This is a genomic window from Sporomusa sp. GT1, assembly GCF_014634905.1.
Lineage (GTDB): Bacteria > Bacillota > Negativicutes > Sporomusales > Sporomusaceae > Sporomusa > Sporomusa sphaeroides.
Genome location: NZ_BMBX01000002.1, coordinates 195,046 through 213,156, shown reverse-complemented (window position 1 = coordinate 213,156; position 18,111 = coordinate 195,046). Strand labels below are relative to the sequence as shown.

The window sequence follows — 18,111 nt, the reverse complement described above, 5'->3', positions numbered from 1 at the left end:
ATTCTTACTTTATTTATATAGTTCAAACAGTACCTTATACATGATGACCCTGGGCAACTGACTCCAGTTCAAAACCGTGGGCTTTAATAATATTGGCAATAGAATCCTCGGTATGCTTGTGATGATTAAATGATACGAAAAGTACGTCTTTAGCAACTTTAACATCCTGAACGGTTTCCATCGCTAGCAGCGAAGTTTGCATGGCATCAACATTTCCCTGCTTGGTAATAGTAAATTGAGCGCTTACCTGACACATATAGACACCTCCTTTCCAATTAGAATTAAAAAATAATAAACCACGATAAAACCCAGCCGTTCTTAGCTGTGTTAACCGTGGTTTCAAACCAACAATACTATTTTTAGTTTTTATAAGGTGAAAGAAACTGCTACAGTATTCATTACTGTATTTGTTCATATTATAACGTACTTTTCCTCATTATACAATATGCCATTTAACCAATATTCACAAAATTTCCTTCGAAAATTACAACAGATGATCAATTCCCCGAGCCCCGGACGGAAAAGCAAAGTCAACCTTCCCTGGCAACAGCGTCACCTGCCGGGTGGTTATAGTCCGGACTTAAACCAGTAAAACAGGGTTGCGGGATAGCTTTACCAAGCTTTCACACAACCCCTTGTATAGTTGCCGATAACAATTATTAAGATTACCGGGTCCTTGCCTTTACAGCAAGACTGTTTTATTTATTCGGCCAGAAGCTTTTCCAGCTCTGCAATCTCTTTTTCATCCATTTTGTAGGTATGCTCAGTATCCACCGGGAATTGGCCTTCCCGTACCTCCATTGTGTATTCTCGGAACGCATTTGTCAGAGTTTCGCCAATATTGGCATATTTCTTAACAAACTTCGGGGTAAAATTGTCATAGAAACCGACCATATCGGCGTATATCAGCAATTGCCCATGGGTAAAGGAGCCTGCGCCTATGCCGAGAATGGGAATTCCCGCCTGTTCCGCAATGGCTTTGCCAACAGCTGTGGGCACTCCTTCCACCAAAATACTGCAGGCGCCCGCCTTTTCAATAAGCTTGGCCTGCCGGATCAGACTCATTGCCGCCTGTGCCGTTTTTCCCTGCGCTTTGTAACCGCCGATCTGGCCCATAAATTGCGGTGTAAGACCGATATGCCCCATGACAAGTATGCCGGCCCCGCTTATAGCCTGAATGCGGTTTAAAATCTGCGCGCCGCCTCCCTCCAGCTTAACGCAGTCCGAGGCGGCCTCCTTAATAAATCTGCCGGCATTTTCGATGGCTGACACATCGGAAGCCTGGTAAGACATATACGGCATATCACCGATAATGAAGGTATTGGGAGCACCCCGGCGAACGGCCTGGCAATGACGGATCATATCATCCATGGTTACCGGAAAAGTAGTATCATAGCCCAGGGAAACCATCCCCAGAGAATCCCCGACAAGAATCATATCCACGCCCGCTTTTTCCTGCATCTTGGCAGTGAGGTAATCATAAGCGGTCAAATAAACAATTTTTTCCCCTTTGCTGACCATGTTTTGAAAATCCAGAATGGTTTTTTTAGCCAATTTGTTTCTTCCTTTCATTGTTTACTAACAGCCTGCAGATAGAAAATCCTTATTACTGGGCGGCTATATCTTTAAGGATGTCGGCATATTTTTGGTTTTCCCCGGCCAAAAACGTTTTATATTCTTCCGGCTCCAGGAAATGCTCGGTTAAACCGTTTTTAGCAAGATAGTCTTTTTTCCACTGTTCGGTCTGAGTTGCCTTTCTGAATGTTTCCACCCAGAATTTCACCGCTGCCGGCGACATATCGGGAGGTCCTGCTATACCACGGAACTGTTGGAATACAACATCTTTATAGCCAAGCTCCCCAAAGGTGGGAGTATCCTTAAACACACCGTCCAGTCGCTTTACGCCGAACCCGCCTATTGTGGCTACTTTGCCGGCGGCTATCTGGGCATTGCATTCATTGGGATTAAATATGCCGGCTTTTATGTGGCCGCCCAGCATGGCACTCATGACTTCCCCGGAGCTGTTGAAAGGAACATACTTAAACTTGGCTCCTGTGTACTTGTTAAGAAGCCCGACGCACAACTCATCTTCAGTGCCTTTTCCCGAACCGCCTATAGTGATTTCATCGGGAGCAGCTTTTGCCGCAGCAAGCATTTCTCCGAATTTTTTGTAATTATCTGACAAAATTCCAAGCAAGTATTCGTCCAGTGCGAGGTTTGCTATGGGCGTCAGCTTATCATAGCTTACAGCTGTTTTATTCATCAGATTGGAGGTCATTTGTCCGGAAACATAAGCAGTAATTACATGACTATCCCCCTTTTTGGAAAAGGTATACGCATCACCTACCGCACCGGCACCACCCGGTTTGTTTACAATCATCACCGCTTCGTTAGCAAACTTGTTCTTCTGGATAATCTCCGCCAGGGTACGGGCAAAAAGGTCGCTGCCGCCACCGGGGGCATACGGGACAATAAATTCCGCGTTTTTACTAAGCGCAAACGCTGCCTGCTTGTCCGGAGCCTTTTCCTGCGAGCCGCAACCTGCCACCAAACCAGCCAACATAAGACAAGCCACTACTACTGCCAACCACTTTTTCATGTCAATCCTCCTCTGTAATATTTATAAAGCAGACTTAGCTTCAGGCGGGGTTTGAACCCCGGCTGAAGGTTAGTCGCCCTTATCCACAGACGCAAGTCGTCGGATAAAACAGGCTTCCAAGAAAACCAATGTCCTAACGCTTTGCAATTTCTGTGATTAGCTTTGCCGCACGGTCTGTATTAAATATACCACACATACAGGGCTTAAATAATTCATCTGCCGCCGCCTGAGCCGTTATTTTTCCTTTTTTCACTTTTTCAATCATTTCAATAATAAAATTTGCCGATACCATAGCATGGCCGCACATAGTTGCAATTTCCAGTATTTCCTGCGGGGGCAGTTTCTCTCTTTTTCCCCATCTTCCCAGAGAATGTTCCACGGTATGGGGTTTAAGACCTGTTTTCGAGCAGCATTCCCCCACCTCGTCCACTAAGCCGGAAATCACGATGGAAAGCCCCAAATCCGCCTGCTTCAAATCTTCAATCATGTCAATTACTGCATCTTTATTATTAAAGGTTGCGGTAACAACAGCACGGTCTTCCACATTATTGAGCATATTTTCCCGGCTGAGCTGGTGATATTCATTGCCTTTTCTGCAATCGCCCAAAGTCACGCAGTCATTTTTCAAACATAATTCCAAAAATTTTCTAAGTTTGGGTCCTGATTCCTCGTGATTAATATCCTTGCTGGGCATACAGAGAAACACCCAGTCTCCCTGCAAACTCTCTCTGCTTCCTACCCGGTGAAGTGTATGTGTCATGACTATTCCTCCCTCACTAGCGGCCTGCCGAGACCAATATTTACTTTACCGTTTGGCGACATCCACATTCCATCCTCTTCAACAATTTTTACATGAGGAATAACGCCATCGCCGGTAACCTTGGAGCAAATATCCAGACTGAACACTGTATCAAGGGCCGGCGCCACTTCTTTAAGAATTTGCAAAATTACCGGCGCTTTCTCTTCCCTCACCCCAAATTCAATAATGGCGGAAAGCACTTTTTCATTTAACAGTTCGTCCTTAAACTTTCCGGTAGCCGTATCGGACATCATACTGGTAATCGGGTTTTCTTTTTCAAATTCAACATTTTCTTTGGCAACAGCCATTGCAATTTTTTCCACATCATACATGCGGGTGGCAACACCCGGGCGGCCCAGTTCGATAGCAATTCCGAGCCAGCCCTTTTTAAAGCGCCCTGTAACCTCGTTGGTCTTCATTTCCTCGGTGCCGCGGCCGGATATCTGGGACTCCTCGGCAATGGTGAGTACATCGCTCATAATGCTCCGGATGGTCCGGGGCCATGTTAATTCCTGCTGATAAAGAGAATCTGTCGGGCAAACCCTTAAACGCTGGCACACTCCACATTCCACGCACTCATCAAAGTCAATCAGCACTTGCTTTGCTGCGTCTCTCACAATAGCCGAAACAGGACATTTTGTTATGCATAAACCACAGTTGACACATGTTTCTTTGTTAATTTCCATTGTAACAACTCCTCCTTAAAAAAATTTATGACCACATGCTCTGCAACAACTTTACCCGAAATGGCTCGCCTCCTTTAGTAAAAAGTAACGTATGCAGCTTACTGGCCTGTTTTTTCCGCATTAAGACCGATTTCACCCTACGGTAGTCATCATCAGTCCGCAGACTCAATAGCATTGGATTGCAAAATCCGTGCCAATAGTAAAAATATAAACATAAGACGCCGGGTAATGGCCCGGCGTCTTATGTTTATATTGATTTAATTTACAAAATTGTCTTAATAAACTGATTATGCAGCCTGCTGTTTTGCAACCTTTTGTTCTATTTGTTCACCATGTTACATTTCCTTTAGCCACCGCCACAGTGTCGTCCTGCTGATGCCAAGTTTGGCTGCAGCTTTAGCGTAATGATAATTTACATCCTGAAGCACTTCGAGCAGGATGGCTTTATCCAGTTTTTGCTTAGATTTAGCGGTATACGGTGATGGTTCACTGCTTTTTGCCGCATTTACCTCCAGGCCGGCAGCCAAAGCATCTTTTTCCGGGTTAAAGGCGGACAAAACATCCTCTTTGGTGATCGTGTCACTGTAGGCAATTACCGCCAGGCGCTCTGCAATATTCATCAGTTCCCGGACATTGCCCGGCCAGGAATACCGGTCCAGCAATTGTTGCGCAGCCGGCTCAATCGTCTTATCAGGCTTGCCAAAACGCGAGCAGCAGGAGTGCAAAAAATATTCAAACAGCTGCAGTACATCCCCCGTCCGTTCCCGCAAGGGCGGAACATGCAGTTCCAAGACATCCAGCCGGTAGTAAAGATCCGGGCGAAAGGCCTTTTCCCGGATCATTTCCCCCAAATCCCGGTTGGTCGCCGCTATGACCCGTACGTCTATCGGAATGATCTTACGATCGCCCAGGCGCATGATCTCCCGTTCCTGCAATACCCGCAGCAGGCGCCCCTGCATTTTAATCGAAATTTCCGATATCTCATCAAGAAAGATTGTTCCTTTATGGGCCAGTTCAAATAAGCCTGCCTTACCTTCTTTGGCGGCTCCCGTAAAGGCTCCGCCGACATAGCCAAAAAGCTCGCTTTCCAGCAGATTCTCCGGCAAAGCCGCGCAATTAAAGGCTACAAACGGACCGGCCGCTCTGTCACTGGCACTATGGATGCTTTGAGAAAACATTTCCTTACCGGCTCCGGTTTCGCCGACAATAAGCACATTAGAGTCAACAGCGCTGTATTCTTTGGCTATCTCAATCGCACGCCCAATAGCCTTGCTTTTGCCAAAAATATTAGAAAAGGAAAACTTGGCACTGTGCCCCTGGGGATAAATTTTCCGTCTGATTTTCCCTTCCAGTTCCTGAATGCTGGAAACCGGCTGGAAGGTGGCAATGGCTCCCACAACCTGTCCTTTTACGGCAATGGGCGCATTATTAATGATTACCTGCCTGTCTCCCAAGGTTTTAATTTCGCCGACTTCGGCCACTCCAGTTGCCAAAACCCTGCCCAGGCGCAATTCCGGCAAAACCTTATCTGCCGGTTTACCTTCCATTTTACCCTCCAGCCCGGTTATTTCCGTTGCGGACGCATTGATTAGATTAATATTGCCCTGTTCATTTACAGCCACCACACCTTCAATGGCATAATCAAGGATGGTGCGAAATCTTTCGCTTCGCTCCTGTTCCTGCTTTTTGACAAAATAGGTCCGTTTGGCCTCAATCAAAGCCTGATAAATAGCTTCCCGCCCGGTTTTTATGAAAACAGTTTTCAGGCCAATTTGTTCGGCAATACAGGTTGACACAACCCCGCCACAGACTATAGTGATGCCGTCTTTTTTAAGGGCAGTTAAACTTTTTCGCGCAGCTTCCTCATTATCCACAATACTGGTGACAATTTCGATCCCGGTGATCTCGTTGATGCTGCGGGCGCCATACACCATGTCTTCCGTGCCGACAATAGCCACCCGCTGCGATTTATACCGGGTCTGGCATTCCAAAACCGCACGGATAACATCATAGCCGCTGACAGGCAAACGAATCACCGGAATATCCTCCATAACCCGTTCTGCCATAGAGGCAGTCATCCCCCGGGCGACAACAACATCGGTTTTGAGCTTCTTATAATCAATCCGCCGCGGTACCCCGTCAATAGCCAAAAGCTCAATTGTCCAGTTACAATCGTTTTGCTGGGTAAAAACCTCCTGAATGTCCTCAAAAATATCTGAGTACGGAACCATAAAAGTGATTTTAGCCATTTTTCACCTCATTAAGTTGCTCCTTAACACTCACCCAGTAGGAATTTGACATAAAACGTCAAATTTCCACTAATAATCGCAAAAAAATTTGTTCTATTGTTGTAAACTACGCAAAAGCATCTATCTGCGAAACAGCCACCGGGACGTAAGTTACAGTGTTTGTTCCAGGCAAACTTTTCATCTGTCAGAATTTCCGGAATAATTCTGTAATTCGGTAAAAAAATTACAAATCCTTGTCGATAATTTTTTTTGGAGAGCTTTGCTGCAAGCCGGCGAATGGCTCCGCGATGAATAACTGCCAGTGGCTCTGCCTCCAAGGCCGTTTATTTCGTCGTTACTGGCAAGGTGTTTAATTTGCAACAAATAGAACAATACGTTTCATTGAAACACAGAGAAGTTCCTTTTGAACAAGTACAAACCGGGTTGTATTTGCAAAAAAAGTCAGTAAATTCACGTTTTTTCTTTTTATTCTGAATTCGGCATAGTTTATGCATAAGCAATGAGTATTACTGTATTTAATCCACGCCTATACACGGTGTATTATCCTGAAAGCTGAAAGCTGAAAACTGTGCAACTGGTATAGGCTGAGTGTCCCCGTATCAGCATACTGAGGAGGTGAGTATTCAAAATATTCATCCATATCAAAAAACTTTTATTTATGAGGAGGAGAGGATTATGAAAATTGCTCTTAATCCGGATCGGGTAATTGCAATTCTTTGCGGTCTTGTCGGAGGATTCTGGGCATATTCCGGCTGGTTTAATTATGGCTTTTGGGTAAATAAAGGTCCCGGCCCGGGATTTATCCCGGTGATTATCGGTATAGTAACATGCATTCTCGCTGCTGTACAAGCACAAAATTATGATAAAGAAGCAGAACCGGTAGATGTAAAAGCAATTCTGCCGATTGCCGCCATGATTGCTTTTACGATATCTGTCAGTATAATTGGATTTTTGCCTACCGTATTTTTGTTTTTGGTCCTCTGGCTGATCACCCAGGGTTCCTATTCCCGTACTTTTGCCGTTTCTCTTGCCGCGATAGCGACCGGACTCATCTGGGGAATCTTCGAATACTGGCTGCAAGTGCCCTTTCCCGGCGGCCTGATAAAATCATTATTGTAAAAAGGAGCTTACACTATGGAAGAAATATTCTCTCATTTGCTGAACGGCTTTGGGCTCGCATTGACGGAAAAGAATTTGATGGCCGCACTGGCAGGCGCCGTTATGGGCATGTTTGTCGGAGCTTTGCCCGGTATCGGTTCGGTTATGGGCGTGGCCCTGCTCCTGCCGCTGACTTTCAAAATGGATCCAACCACAGCAATTATTATGCTGGCCGCTTTGTACTATTCAACCATGTTTGCCGGCTCCTTCACAGCCATCTTAATCAACATCCCGGGCGATCCTCCGGCAGTAATGACCACCATGGACGGCTATCAGCTGACATTGAGGGGCAAGGCCGGCAAAGCACTGGCGGTGTCCAACTGGTCTTCTTTTGTCGCCGGGTTTATCGGTGTTGTCATCCTTACCTTTATGGGTCCCATGCTTGCCAATGTGGGGCTGGCTTTTGGACCGGCCGAAATGACGTCGGTTATATTGCTGGCAATTATGGCCATTGCCTGGCTGCTGGGCGACAATCCCCGCAAAGGGTTGCTTTCCACCTGCCTGGGAATTCTGTTGGCAACAGTAGGACTGGACTTGGCTGTTGCTATGCCCCGTTTTTCCTTTGGTGTAAATGAACTCTTAAGCGGTATCGATTTTATCCCCCTGGTTATCGGCCTCTTAGGAGTAAACGAAATTGTTACCATGGCGCTGAACAAAACCGGTTACCAATTTAAAACAACAGAAAAACTTTCTTTGAAAAGCAACTATCTTAACTGGAAGGAAATCAAGCAAATTTTCCGGCCAACCATGGTTAGCAGCTTCATGGGAACTTTTGTCGGCTGCATTCCGGGCGCAGGCACAACAACCGCCTCTTTTTTAGCCTACGTTTTGGAAAAACGTACCGGCAAAAATAAGGAAAATATGGGCAAAGGCGCGCTGGAAGGCGTCGCCGCTCCGGAAGCGGCCAATAATGCGGCAGCGGCAGGCGCCTTTGCGCCCTTGCTGTCTTTGGGAATTCCCAGTTCGGGAACAGCAGCCATATTGCTGGGCGGCCTAATGATGTGGGGCATTACACCGGGACCGCTGCTGTTTACCGACCATCCCGATCTTGCCTGGGGCCTGATTGCCTCCATGTACACCGGCAACGTTGTCTGCATGATCATCGCAGCCCTCAGCATTCCTTTGATGGTCCACGCCTTGCGTATCCCTCCCGCCATACTGACCCCGATTATCATTGTAATCTGTATTGTGTCCGCGTACTCTGTCAATAACAGTCTTTTTGACATTTGGATAATGATTGCCATCGGCATTGTCGGCTACTTCTTTAACCGTTACAAATACCCGGTAGCTCCGTTTTTAATGGCTTTCATTCTGACTCCCCGGCTGGAAACATCGCTGCGGCAGGCTTTTGATATCTCTAACGGCAATGCCATGATTTTTATTGATAAGCCCATTTCACTGGCATTTTTAACTGCCATTCTGCTCTTCTTCGTTGTGCCGCCATGTATTAAATTTGGTAGAACCTGCTTTACAAAAAAGGACCTGTAGCTTACAGACACTGAACAATGTACCATACTGAAACCTGGCTAACAGACCAGGATGGTTAAACAGCAAAAAAACAAGAGGGACTGACATCCGGGCATGGGATCTCAGTTCCTGTTGTTTAACAAATAGTTAACTCTATAAAATGAGGAGGAATACTGTCATGAAACCACTGCTAGGTATTTTACTGGGTGACGCAACAGGCATCGGGCCGGAACTTGTTGCCAAGTTATGCAGCACTGCTAAACTGCGGATGTATTGCCGGCCAGTCTTGATTGGCGATCTGCGGGTGCTGGAAATGGGAAAAAAGATTGCAAAAACAGACTTTCCGGTTGTTGTAATTGATGATATCTCTCAGGCCAGTTGGGACAACGGCCTTCCTGTATTAGACCAGAGAAACCTTGATCCTGCTACTATAACCTTAGGGAAAATTGACAAACTTTCCGGAAAAATCACCGGTGACATGTTGGTTACGGCAATAAACCTGCTTCGCCGGGATGCTCTTGACGGCTTTGTTTATGCACCGCTAAATAAGGCAGCACTGCAATACGGGGGCTATGATTTTGAGGATGAACAGCAACTATTTGCCCATTATCTGGACTGGCATGGCCCGAGCAGTGAGATGAATGTCTTAAAAAACCTTTGGACATCACGGGTCACAAGCCATATCCCTTTGGAGCAGGTATGTGCCAGTCTAACTACTGACACCATTTTGACAGCCATCCGTCTGGCCCATCAAACCCTGCAAAAAGCAGGCTTTCAGGACCCGCGCATTGCTGTTGCCGCCGTAAATCCGCATGCCGGCGAGGATGGGCTGTGCGGGCGCCAGGAGATTGACATCATCGCCCCTGCCCTCCGGCTTGCCCGGACGGAAGGCATAAACGTCATGGGTCCCTATCCATCGGATACTATTTTCATTAACGCGTTTAAAGGGCATTATGATGCCGTAGTTACCATGTTCCACGACCAGGGGCAGATTGCCCTAAAGCTGCTGGGCTTCCAGTTTGGCGTGACGGTTGCCGCCGGTTTGCCGTATGCCATCACCACCCCGGCTCATGGCACAGCCTTTGATATCGCCGGCTTTGGGCTCGCCAATCCGACTGCGACCGAGCAGGCCGTGTTGATTGCCGCCCGACTGGCCGGGTAGGCAAGGTGCACCGGTACCGTTAAGAGAGAGGAAAAGTATAAATTATGAACATGGGTTTAAAAATTAAAACCATTGCGTTTTTCCTGCTGGTCGTCCTGATCAATGCCATTGGCTTTGGAATTACCGGCTATCAAATCAATCAGGTCACACAGGAGCTGAAAGAAAGTCAGGAGAATTCCCTGCCAATGCTGCTGACAACCAGTAAGGTTGCGTTTAATATCGCTACCCAGGCTGCCGAGGTCCGCGGTTTTATCGCGGCAGGAACCCAGGAAATGCTCTTTAACTATCAACGGCTGAGTATTGAGAACACCAAACTGGAAGAAGACTTGCTGGCAAATGCCAAAACAGAGGAAGACCAGCAGCTGGTTGCTGAATTAAAAGCATTGAACGAACTCTTTGACCGCATTGCCGGCGAGAAAGTCATTCCTTTACGGCAGCTCAATAAAGAGGCCGAAGCCATCCAGATAATGGAAGCCGACTTAACACCGGTTACCGTTGCCCTGCTAAACAAGACCGGTGAATACATCAATTTCAGGGAACAACATATTCACACGGCTTTCAATACCATGATAAAAACCATTCAAACCACCCAGGCCATAGCTCTTGCCCTCAGCTTTTTATCGGTTATTCTCGGTATCCTGATCGGCTTTCTCAGCGCCCGGGCCATTACCCGGCCGCTGACTGCCCTGGTTGATACAGCCCGGAATATTACCGACGGCAATCTGCAGCAACAGGTACAAGTCAACCGTCAGGATGAAATCGGCGAATTACAAACAGCGTTCGGAACCATGGTTTCCCATCTGCGGACCGTGGTTTCAACCGTGCAGGAAAATGCCAGGCAGGTGGCTGCTGCTTCCTCAGAACTTACTGCCAATGCCGGGCAATCGGCTGAAGCCGTCAATCAGGTCGCCGCCGCCATTACCAATGTGGCCTGTGGTGCTGAACAACAGCTCAGCGCCATCAATGAAACGACAGCCGTTGTCGAACAGATGTCGGCAGGTATTCAGCAAATCGCCGCCAGTGCCAATGCCGTATCCGCCAGTTCGGAACAAACCGCCGGCGCTGCCCTGGAAGGCCAAAAAGCCATTGATACCGCTATTGAACAAATGAACTCCATCAAAGTTACGGTGGAGCGGTCGGCCCGGGTGGTAGCCAAACTCGGCGACCACTCCCAGGAAATCGGTCAAATCGTTGCCACAATTTCCTCCATCGCCGGCCAAACTAATCTGCTGGCCTTAAATGCGGCCATCGAAGCGGCCCGGGCCGGTGAACAGGGACGAGGCTTCGCCGTTGTTGCCGAAGAAGTGCGGAAACTGGCCGAACAATCACAGGAAGCCGCCAAACACATTGCCGCATTGATCAGTGAAATTCAGGCAGATACCAACCAGGCTGTCGTTGCCATGGAATCCGGCAACCAGGAAGTCAATGTCGGCACAGAAGTCATTGGCACAGCCGGCAGGAATTTTCATGAAATCACTACCGGTATCCACGGTATGTCGGCACAAATCCGGGAAATTTCCGCGGCTGTTCAGGAGATGGCCGGCGGCAGCGGGCAAATCGTCAGCTCGGTCCGCACCATCGACAGGATCAGCCAGGATACCTTCGGCCACACCCAGACTGTTTCGGCCGCTATCCAACAGCAGTCTGCCTCTATGGAAGAAATCGCCGCTTCCAGCGGCTTCCTGGCAAAAATGTCGCAAGAATTACAAAACTCTATTCAGCGCTTCCGGTTATAAAACAGCCTGGCGCCAGTGTCACCTGCCGGGTGGCTATGTGTTCCAGCAAGGCATTGCTATGGGTTACGGCAATGAGGCCGATGTTTCGCCTGGCAACTTCCTGCAGCAGAAAGCTCCATATTTGACTTTGGGTAATCAGATCCAGCATGGTGCTGATTTCATCGGCAATGAGAAATTGCGTCCGTTTCCCCAAGGCCCTGGCAATGCAAAACCGCTGCATTTCTCCCCCGGACAATTCCCCGGGAAAACGGTCAAACCACGCCCGTTCGATACCCAGGCCATCAATAACCCGTTCTTCAAGCTCATCCCCTTCGGCAAGAGTTTCCTTCATGCGCAGACGGGGATTTACCGATTTTTCCGGATGCTGCCAGATCATCTGCACCGGGCAATAGCCTTTTATTCGGTGAATGTCCTGGCCGTCCAGCAGGACCTGACCGCGCTGCGGCTTTATATAACCCGCTAAGATCTGGCATAACGTCGTTTTGCCAAAACCGCTGGGAGCCACAATACCCACCCGCTCATGATTTTCCACCGTAAGCCGGAAGTTTGCCAAAATAGTTGTATTCTTTTTATACCCGAAAGCTATATCTTTTGCTTCTAACAGCACGCGTCTCCCTCCTACTTTGCATGAATGCAGCGGACTGTGCCGCAGCGCAGCAGCCGCTGCGGGATCTCGCCCGCACATTCCGGCGTGAACTGCGAACACCTGGGGCCAAAGGGACAACCCTCTGGCATGGCTTTCACATAAGGCTGATTACCGGGAAAGGGCTGGAAACCGTTTTGGGGCAAAGCCCGCCAGAGTGCTTTCGTATAAGGATGACGCAGGGCATCCTCGGATTGAAAATCCGTTACCAGCGCTTCCTCCAGCGTGGTGCCGGCATAAAAAACAGCGATTCTGTCGGCAACTTCCAAAGCTAATTCAATATCATGGGTAATTAAGAGCACGCCGTTGCCCTTATCGGCAAATTCACGAAAATGCCGCATGGCATTTTTGGCTGCTGCCAGATGAAGACCTGGCGTCGGTTCATCGGCAATAATCAGCCGGGGATTTTCCATCATCGCCGTGGAAAGCAGAACCCGCCGCGCCATACCGCCTGACAGTTCAAAAGGATAAAGTTCCCCGGTATTTGCCGGCAGCTTGTAAAAAGCAAACAGCTCCTCCTGTCTTTTGCGGACAGCTTCCTCCTGCCGCTCCCGCCGCACCTGCGCGCCCACCTTCTCCAGCGGGTCGAGATAGTTTACACTTTGCGGAACCAGCACGACTTTTTTGCCGCGCAGTTCCCGGATGCGGGCTGCGTCCACTAACTCACCGTCAACAGCAATATTACCCACAGCCGTACAATTAGCCGGCAAAATTCCTAATATCGCATGGGCCAACAGGCTTTTCCCCGAACCACTGGACCCTACCACGGCCACAATTTCTCCCTCATGCACTGAGACATTCAAGTTATGAATGACCTGTAAATCAATTTGCCTGAGCCCCTGCTCATATTGCGTAAAAGCAATAGAAAGGTTATTTATTTCCAGAATGTGTTTATCATTGCTGCAAGTCACAGTGCTACCTCCTTAATCCTGGGCACTATGGGGATCTATCAGCTTGCGCATATTCCCGCCCAGTAAGTCAAACAGCAGAACCGTTAGTAAGAGTGCCAAGCCGGGGAAAAGAGCCAGCCACCACATGCCCAGCGATAAATACTGCATGCTTTCCGACAGAATCATGCCAATACCCGGCTGCTCCGGCGGCAGGCCAAAGCCCAAAAAGGTAATGGCCGCTTCATGCAGGATGGCATGGGGAAAAAGCAGTACCAAACCAACTAAAAATTGCGGAAAAATATGAGGAACCATATGCTTTATCGCAATACTAACTTTACTCTGACCCAGCTTACCGGCAATTTTGATATAATTGGCTTCTTTCAATTGCAGAATTTCCCCCCGGATTACCCGGGTCAATACCGGCCAGTGGCTTATGGCCACAGCGACAATAACGCCAAAAGTGCCTCTGCCGAGCGCGTAAGAGATAAGAATAAGCAGCAGCAGATGGGGAATACCCATAATTAAGTCGATAAACCAGGTAATGACGGCATCCACCTTTTTTCCTAAAGTAGCGGCAGCCGTTCCCAGAATAACGGCAATCAGGGCACTGACCACCGAAGCCAGCAGTCCGATGAAAATACTGATGGACATGCCTTTCAGGGTGCGGGCAAGCATATCCCGGCCCAGCCAGTCGGTGCCAAAGGGATGAGCTATATTCGGCAATATATTTTTCTGGGTGAAATTCGTCGTTATTGCCGCCTCGCCTGCCAGAGTGCCGATAATCGCAATAGCCAGCAAAAAAACAACAGCAGAAGTCAAGTATATAATGGTCAGACGGCGTTGGTTGAAACGTTTTGGCGTGTGTTTCTGTAAAACGGTAACGGCGATTGTATTATCCATGCATATTCCCCCGCCTTATTCTGGGATCAATGAAACCGTATAAGAGATTGGCAATCAGATTGCCTGTAAACACCAGGGCGGCACTAATCACCGCAATGCTTAACAGCAAAGGAGCATCGCCGCTTAAGCCGGCGGCAACTGCTGCCTGCCCCAGGCCGGGATAGGAAAAAACCTGCTCCACCAGGACAGAACCGCCGAAAATCTCACTAATAGAAGCAAATTGCAAGGTTATGGCAGGCAGCATAATATTGCGCAGCGCATGATGCCTGATAATGGAAAATCTGGTTTTCCCCCGTGCCCGGGCAAACAGAATATAATCTTCCGCCATAATATCAATCATCTTTTCCCGGGTGTGAAGCGCAATGTTGGCAACTCCGATCACACTCAGCGTCAACGCCGGCAGCACCAAATGCTTGATGCTGTCAAGAATGGTCACCTCCGAGGCCTTCATCCCAATCGGCACACTCAGGCCAATGGGAAAGAGCTGCAGCCAAACAGAAAAAACCATCAGCAATACCAGCGCCAGCCAAAAGGTCGGCGTGCTGGCAATAAGCAGGGAATATCCTTTAATCAAATTATCGATCCAGGTACCACGATACAAACCGGCAATAATGCCAAGGATAAATCCCAAAATACCCGAAAAGAACCACGCTGTAAGCATGAGCAGCAGCGAGTTCATGAACTTAACCCCAATAACCTCGGCAACAGGCTGGCGGTAAACTAAGGATAATCCCATATCTCCCCGGACAAAATCTGAAAACCAGTTCCAATACCGTTCCGCCGGCGGTGTGTTCAAACCAAAATAGGCTTCCAGCCTGGCCAAACTTTCCGCATTCATATTTACCATGCCCACTTCACCCACATATGCCCGGACCGGGTCTACCGGCGATGTTGAAACCAGGATGAAAGAAAGCAGGCTCACGGCGATTAACAGGGAAATCACTTTAATCAGGCTTTTCCCCACATATTTCAAAATGCTGTAACAGGCTTGTGAATCCATAAAAGTACCTCGTTTAAAATAATAATTCTATGGCACAGAGGACAAGCAAGGCACTTGCACTCTATGCCATAGAGAGGAACGGCATCAGAGCTTTACACTAATTCCAATACCATTGATCCACGTTGTTGGCAATTGTCCAGCCATATCCATGGGGATGAATTTTCTTGTCAATCACATTCAGATTTTCTTTGGCAAAATAAATATGTTTGATTTCCGCAAGCCATACCCAGGGGGAATCAGCTGCCGGAGTAACACCGCTCACGCCGTCCCATTGAGCTTTTTTCCAGTATTGGTACGAGTCCTCCACCGAGGTGGCAGCTAAAGCAGCCTCGATATGCTTGTCCACCGCGCTATTGGAATACGAAGCATAGTTCTTGCCTGTATAATAATGACTCTTGATACCGGCAGGGGAATGCAAGCCGGCCCCAAATACATGCGGGGTTTCATAAGCCATGGTAGCAATTTTGTCCCAGCTTGAACCTACCGGATTTACTTTAATGCCCACTTCTTTCAGCATTTCTTTCACCGCCATGGCAATACCGGTACGGGCAGAATTAGAAGCAATATACAGCAGGTCAAATTCTGCCTTTAGCCCCTGCTTTTCATAGATACCGTCGGCATTTAACCGCCAGCCGTCGGCTTCCAGAATGGATTTTGCTTTGGCCGGGTCATAGGTTGTCTTCATGGCCTCATTTTCCCAGGGCTCATCCACACTGTCGCTATAAGCAACAGAGCCATAGCCGTATAAAACATTTTTCACCAAAGCATCCCGATCAACGGCGCGGGCTATCGCCTGACGGATAGCAAGGTTGGCGGTAACATCATTGCCGGCAGGCAGAGTTTCTCCATTTTTCCTGGCGGCTGTTTTATTGCCTGCCGGAACACAGGGAAGATTGATGCCGCGAATATCCACAGAATCGAAAGCCAGAATTTTATAGCCGTTAATCGGGTTAACCGTGTAAGAAGGAGCTGTATAGGCCACATCCACCTGGCCGCCTTTCGCTGCGGCATATGCTGCGGCTTCTGACATGAAGACAATGGTGACTTGCTTCATTTTCGCTTTTTCACCATAATAATTGGGATTGGCCTCCAGAATGACCTGCTGGCCTTTATCCCACTGTTTTAAGATATACCGGCCGGAACCAATGGGATTTTTGCCATAGGTTGCGGCATTATAGGCATGCTCGGGCACAATGCCGACTACAGCGGCAATATACGCAAAAGCGGAATAAGGGGTATTCAAATGAAATACTGCGGTAGTATCATCAACAGCTTCCACCGACTTTAACATGGACAAATCGGTATCTGTCGCCTGCTTCATGGCCTGGTTATAGGTAAAGGCAACATCTTTGGCGGTAAGCGGCTTGCCGTCAGTAAATTTTACATCAGGACGAATTTTAAAGGTCCAGGTAAGTCCATCAGGGGAAATCGTGTACTCTTTGGCCAGGTCATAGCCAATGGTGATATCATCCTTGGTGATCAATAAGGTGCTTTGAAATAAAGGATCATGTGTATGTTCACCGGCAGCCCACCCCATAATCGGATCAAAGCCGGCGGCAGGTTCTGATTCGGTATCCATGGCAATAATAACGCTGTCTTTGCCGGACATGCCGGCATTGGCATTCTTTTCACCGGTTTTACCGCCACACCCGGCCAAAGCAACTAGGGAAATCACCATCATGCACAATGCGGCAAACAGTTTTTTCTTCATGTTTTCTCTCCTCGCATACTATTTTTGGGCTTTTCCTTGAGCTACATAGCGTACGACAGTACGTCCACCTTCAAAGCATTGTCTCCTCCTTTTTAAAAGTCTTGTGCTTGTAGCGGCCCTCAGGAAAATAAAAAACCATGAAGAAGCGTCTCCTCATGAGACTATCCTTCATGGTCTTCAAACCATACTATTAGATGTGGTGCAACCACTTGCAGTAACTTCTCTAACCTTAAGCAGAACCGGCTATCCGGCGTTGCAAAAGGGTGGATGACTTCAAATCATCATTTACAATTTTATTTTACAGAAAAATTTACAAATCGTCAATTGTTTTTGTGAATTTTAACACAACATAGGCCGGTCTTTAAAACTACTTTTCAATAACCAGCATAAACATGGGCGTAGAACGGTTTATGATCCTTTCCTTTTCATCATAAACCCGGTCACCAATATCTGTTTCGCAGTAAATCTTTTTATAACCAAGCTCTATCAGGGTGTTAATATCCCATTGCGGCCTGATTCTCTTGCACATTGGCATATTCTTTCTGTAATCAAGCATTTCAGCCGTATACCCCGGAGGCGCTTCCTCAAATAATCTGATATATTCCTGTTCGTCCTCCTGATATTTTTTCATATACTCTTCATCGAATAATCTTATGTTCCAGTTAGCGTCAAATATTATGATTTTACCGTCCGGCCTTAATACCCGCTTCCATTCACTGTATGCCTGCCGGACATCAAGTAAGGTCCAGGCGACATTCCGGCTGATAATAAGATCAAAGCTCTCATTGTCAAATTCCAGCTTCTGTCCGTCAGATACTCTGAAGTCGGCAGTTATGCCGGCGTTTTTGGCATTGGCCCTGGCTTCATTAAGCATGGCTTCAGTACAATCAATAGCCGTCACCTGATGCCCTGCCTGAGACATGATGATTGCGAAAAAGCCTGGTCCGGTGCCGATGTCCAGCACCGTCATTGTTTTGTTTTTCCCGGCATTCTCCAGGATAATATCTGTCCATGCCTGTTTTTTAAAGCAATTCAACTCTGTTTTTATGAGATTACTGTAATTATTGGAGCTGTCTGTCCAGTTTTCGAGCAGTTTTTGTTCCGGATTCAT

General features: G+C 47.7%; 16 protein-coding genes. 4 read left to right on the top strand and 12 right to left on the bottom strand.

The window, feature by feature from the left end; all coding sequences use genetic code 11:
* Positions 1-34 precede the first annotated feature (34 nt).
* From GT1_RS04590 to GT1_RS04565, 6 genes are all read right to left on the bottom strand, one after another.
* Positions 35-256, bottom strand: a complete 222-nt coding sequence (locus tag GT1_RS04590) for a hypothetical protein (RefSeq protein ID WP_188397733.1) — start codon at positions 254-256, stop codon at positions 35-37.
* A gap of 446 nt (positions 257-702) precedes the next feature.
* Complete coding sequence (panB, locus tag GT1_RS04585) at positions 703-1,572, bottom strand: 3-methyl-2-oxobutanoate hydroxymethyltransferase (protein WP_188397732.1); 870 nt, start codon at positions 1,570-1,572, stop codon at positions 703-705.
* A gap of 34 nt (positions 1,573-1,606) precedes the next feature.
* On the bottom strand, positions 1,607-2,599 hold the full coding sequence (locus GT1_RS04580) for a tripartite tricarboxylate transporter substrate binding protein (RefSeq protein WP_188397731.1): 993 nt from the start codon (positions 2,597-2,599) through the stop codon (positions 1,607-1,609).
* Between the two features lie 133 nt (positions 2,600-2,732).
* Positions 2,733-3,359 (bottom strand): hypothetical protein, encoded by a 627-nt coding sequence (locus tag GT1_RS04575; protein ID WP_075757833.1) that lies wholly within the window; start codon positions 3,357-3,359, stop codon positions 2,733-2,735.
* Between the two features lie 2 nt (positions 3,360-3,361).
* Complete coding sequence (locus tag GT1_RS04570) at positions 3,362-4,084, bottom strand: 4Fe-4S dicluster-binding protein (RefSeq protein ID WP_188397730.1); 723 nt, start codon at positions 4,082-4,084, stop codon at positions 3,362-3,364.
* A 335-nt stretch (positions 4,085-4,419) separates the two neighbouring features.
* Positions 4,420-6,333 (bottom strand): sigma 54-interacting transcriptional regulator, encoded by a 1,914-nt coding sequence (locus GT1_RS04565; protein ID WP_188397729.1) that lies wholly within the window; start codon positions 6,331-6,333, stop codon positions 4,420-4,422.
* A 675-nt stretch (positions 6,334-7,008) separates the two neighbouring features.
* Between GT1_RS04565 and GT1_RS04560 the strand changes: the two genes are divergently transcribed.
* The 4 genes from GT1_RS04560 (at position 7,009) to GT1_RS04545 (ending at position 11,856) form a co-directional block, all read left to right on the top strand.
* On the top strand, positions 7,009-7,452 hold the full coding sequence (locus GT1_RS04560; protein ID WP_188397728.1) for a tripartite tricarboxylate transporter TctB family protein: 444 nt from the start codon (positions 7,009-7,011) through the stop codon (positions 7,450-7,452).
* 15 nt (positions 7,453-7,467) lie between these two features.
* Entirely contained in the window at positions 7,468-8,979 is a 1,512-nt protein-coding gene (locus GT1_RS04555; RefSeq protein ID WP_188397727.1) for a tripartite tricarboxylate transporter permease, read from the top strand.
* Positions 8,980-9,136: 157 nt separating this feature from the next.
* Complete coding sequence (locus GT1_RS04550) at positions 9,137-10,120, top strand: PdxA family protein (protein ID WP_188397726.1); 984 nt, start codon at positions 9,137-9,139, stop codon at positions 10,118-10,120.
* Between the two features lie 44 nt (positions 10,121-10,164).
* Positions 10,165-11,856 carry a methyl-accepting chemotaxis protein gene (locus GT1_RS04545; RefSeq protein ID WP_188397725.1) on the top strand — a complete coding sequence of 564 codons (1,692 nt, stop codon included), beginning with the start codon at positions 10,165-10,167 and terminating at the stop codon, positions 11,854-11,856.
* Here GT1_RS04545 and GT1_RS04540 read toward each other — a convergent pair.
* The 6 genes from GT1_RS04540 to GT1_RS04515 form a co-directional block, all read right to left on the bottom strand.
* Entirely contained in the window at positions 11,834-12,463 is a 630-nt protein-coding gene (locus GT1_RS04540) for an ABC transporter ATP-binding protein (RefSeq protein WP_188397724.1), read from the bottom strand. The two genes, GT1_RS04545 and GT1_RS04540, sit on opposite strands and share 23 nt — an antisense overlap.
* An 11-nt stretch (positions 12,464-12,474) precedes the next feature.
* Positions 12,475-13,410 (bottom strand): ABC transporter ATP-binding protein, encoded by a 936-nt coding sequence (locus GT1_RS04535; protein ID WP_188397723.1) that lies wholly within the window; start codon positions 13,408-13,410, stop codon positions 12,475-12,477.
* Positions 13,411-13,422: 12 nt separating this feature from the next.
* Entirely contained in the window at positions 13,423-14,289 is an 867-nt protein-coding gene (locus GT1_RS04530) for an ABC transporter permease (RefSeq protein WP_075757841.1), read from the bottom strand.
* Positions 14,282-15,289 (bottom strand): ABC transporter permease, encoded by a 1,008-nt coding sequence (locus GT1_RS04525; RefSeq protein ID WP_188397722.1) that lies wholly within the window; start codon positions 15,287-15,289, stop codon positions 14,282-14,284. Before GT1_RS04525 ends, GT1_RS04530 begins: the two co-directional genes overlap by 8 nt.
* A 97-nt stretch (positions 15,290-15,386) precedes the next feature.
* Positions 15,387-17,000: an ABC transporter substrate-binding protein gene (locus tag GT1_RS04520; RefSeq protein WP_188397721.1), complete on the bottom strand. Its 1,614-nt coding sequence runs from the start codon at positions 16,998-17,000 to the stop codon at positions 15,387-15,389.
* 367 nt (positions 17,001-17,367) lie between these two features.
* Complete coding sequence (locus GT1_RS04515) at positions 17,368-18,111, bottom strand: class I SAM-dependent methyltransferase (RefSeq protein ID WP_188397720.1); 744 nt, start codon at positions 18,109-18,111, stop codon at positions 17,368-17,370.

What these genes read in the sequence shown, in the direction of transcription:
- GT1_RS04570 (WP_188397730.1), bottom strand. Translation starts at nt 4,084, where the DNA reads ATGGAAATTAACAAAGAAACATGTGTCAACTGTGGTTTATGCATAACA.
- GT1_RS04545 (WP_188397725.1), top strand. Translation starts at nt 10,165, where the DNA reads ATGAACATGGGTTTAAAAATTAAAACCATTGCGTTTTTCCTGCTGGTC.
- GT1_RS04550 (WP_188397726.1), top strand. Translation starts at nt 9,137, where the DNA reads ATGAAACCACTGCTAGGTATTTTACTGGGTGACGCAACAGGCATCGGG.
- GT1_RS04590 (WP_188397733.1), bottom strand. Translation starts at nt 256, where the DNA reads ATGTGTCAGGTAAGCGCTCAATTTACTATTACCAAGCAGGGAAATGTT.
- GT1_RS04525 (WP_188397722.1), bottom strand. Translation starts at nt 15,289, where the DNA reads ATGGATTCACAAGCCTGTTACAGCATTTTGAAATATGTGGGGAAAAGC.
- GT1_RS04565 (WP_188397729.1), bottom strand. Translation starts at nt 6,333, where the DNA reads ATGGCTAAAATCACTTTTATGGTTCCGTACTCAGATATTTTTGAGGAC.
- GT1_RS04575 (WP_075757833.1), bottom strand. Translation starts at nt 3,359, where the DNA reads ATGACACATACACTTCACCGGGTAGGAAGCAGAGAGAGTTTGCAGGGA.
- GT1_RS04580 (WP_188397731.1), bottom strand. Translation starts at nt 2,599, where the DNA reads ATGAAAAAGTGGTTGGCAGTAGTAGTGGCTTGTCTTATGTTGGCTGGT.
- GT1_RS04555 (WP_188397727.1), top strand. Translation starts at nt 7,468, where the DNA reads ATGGAAGAAATATTCTCTCATTTGCTGAACGGCTTTGGGCTCGCATTG.
- GT1_RS04530 (WP_075757841.1), bottom strand. Translation starts at nt 14,289, where the DNA reads ATGGATAATACAATCGCCGTTACCGTTTTACAGAAACACACGCCAAAA.
- GT1_RS04560 (WP_188397728.1), top strand. Translation starts at nt 7,009, where the DNA reads ATGAAAATTGCTCTTAATCCGGATCGGGTAATTGCAATTCTTTGCGGT.
- panB (WP_188397732.1), bottom strand. Translation starts at nt 1,572, where the DNA reads ATGAAAGGAAGAAACAAATTGGCTAAAAAAACCATTCTGGATTTTCAA.
- GT1_RS04520 (WP_188397721.1), bottom strand. Translation starts at nt 17,000, where the DNA reads ATGAAGAAAAAACTGTTTGCCGCATTGTGCATGATGGTGATTTCCCTA.
- GT1_RS04515 (WP_188397720.1), bottom strand. Translation starts at nt 18,111, where the DNA reads ATGAATCCGGAACAAAAACTGCTCGAAAACTGGACAGACAGCTCCAAT.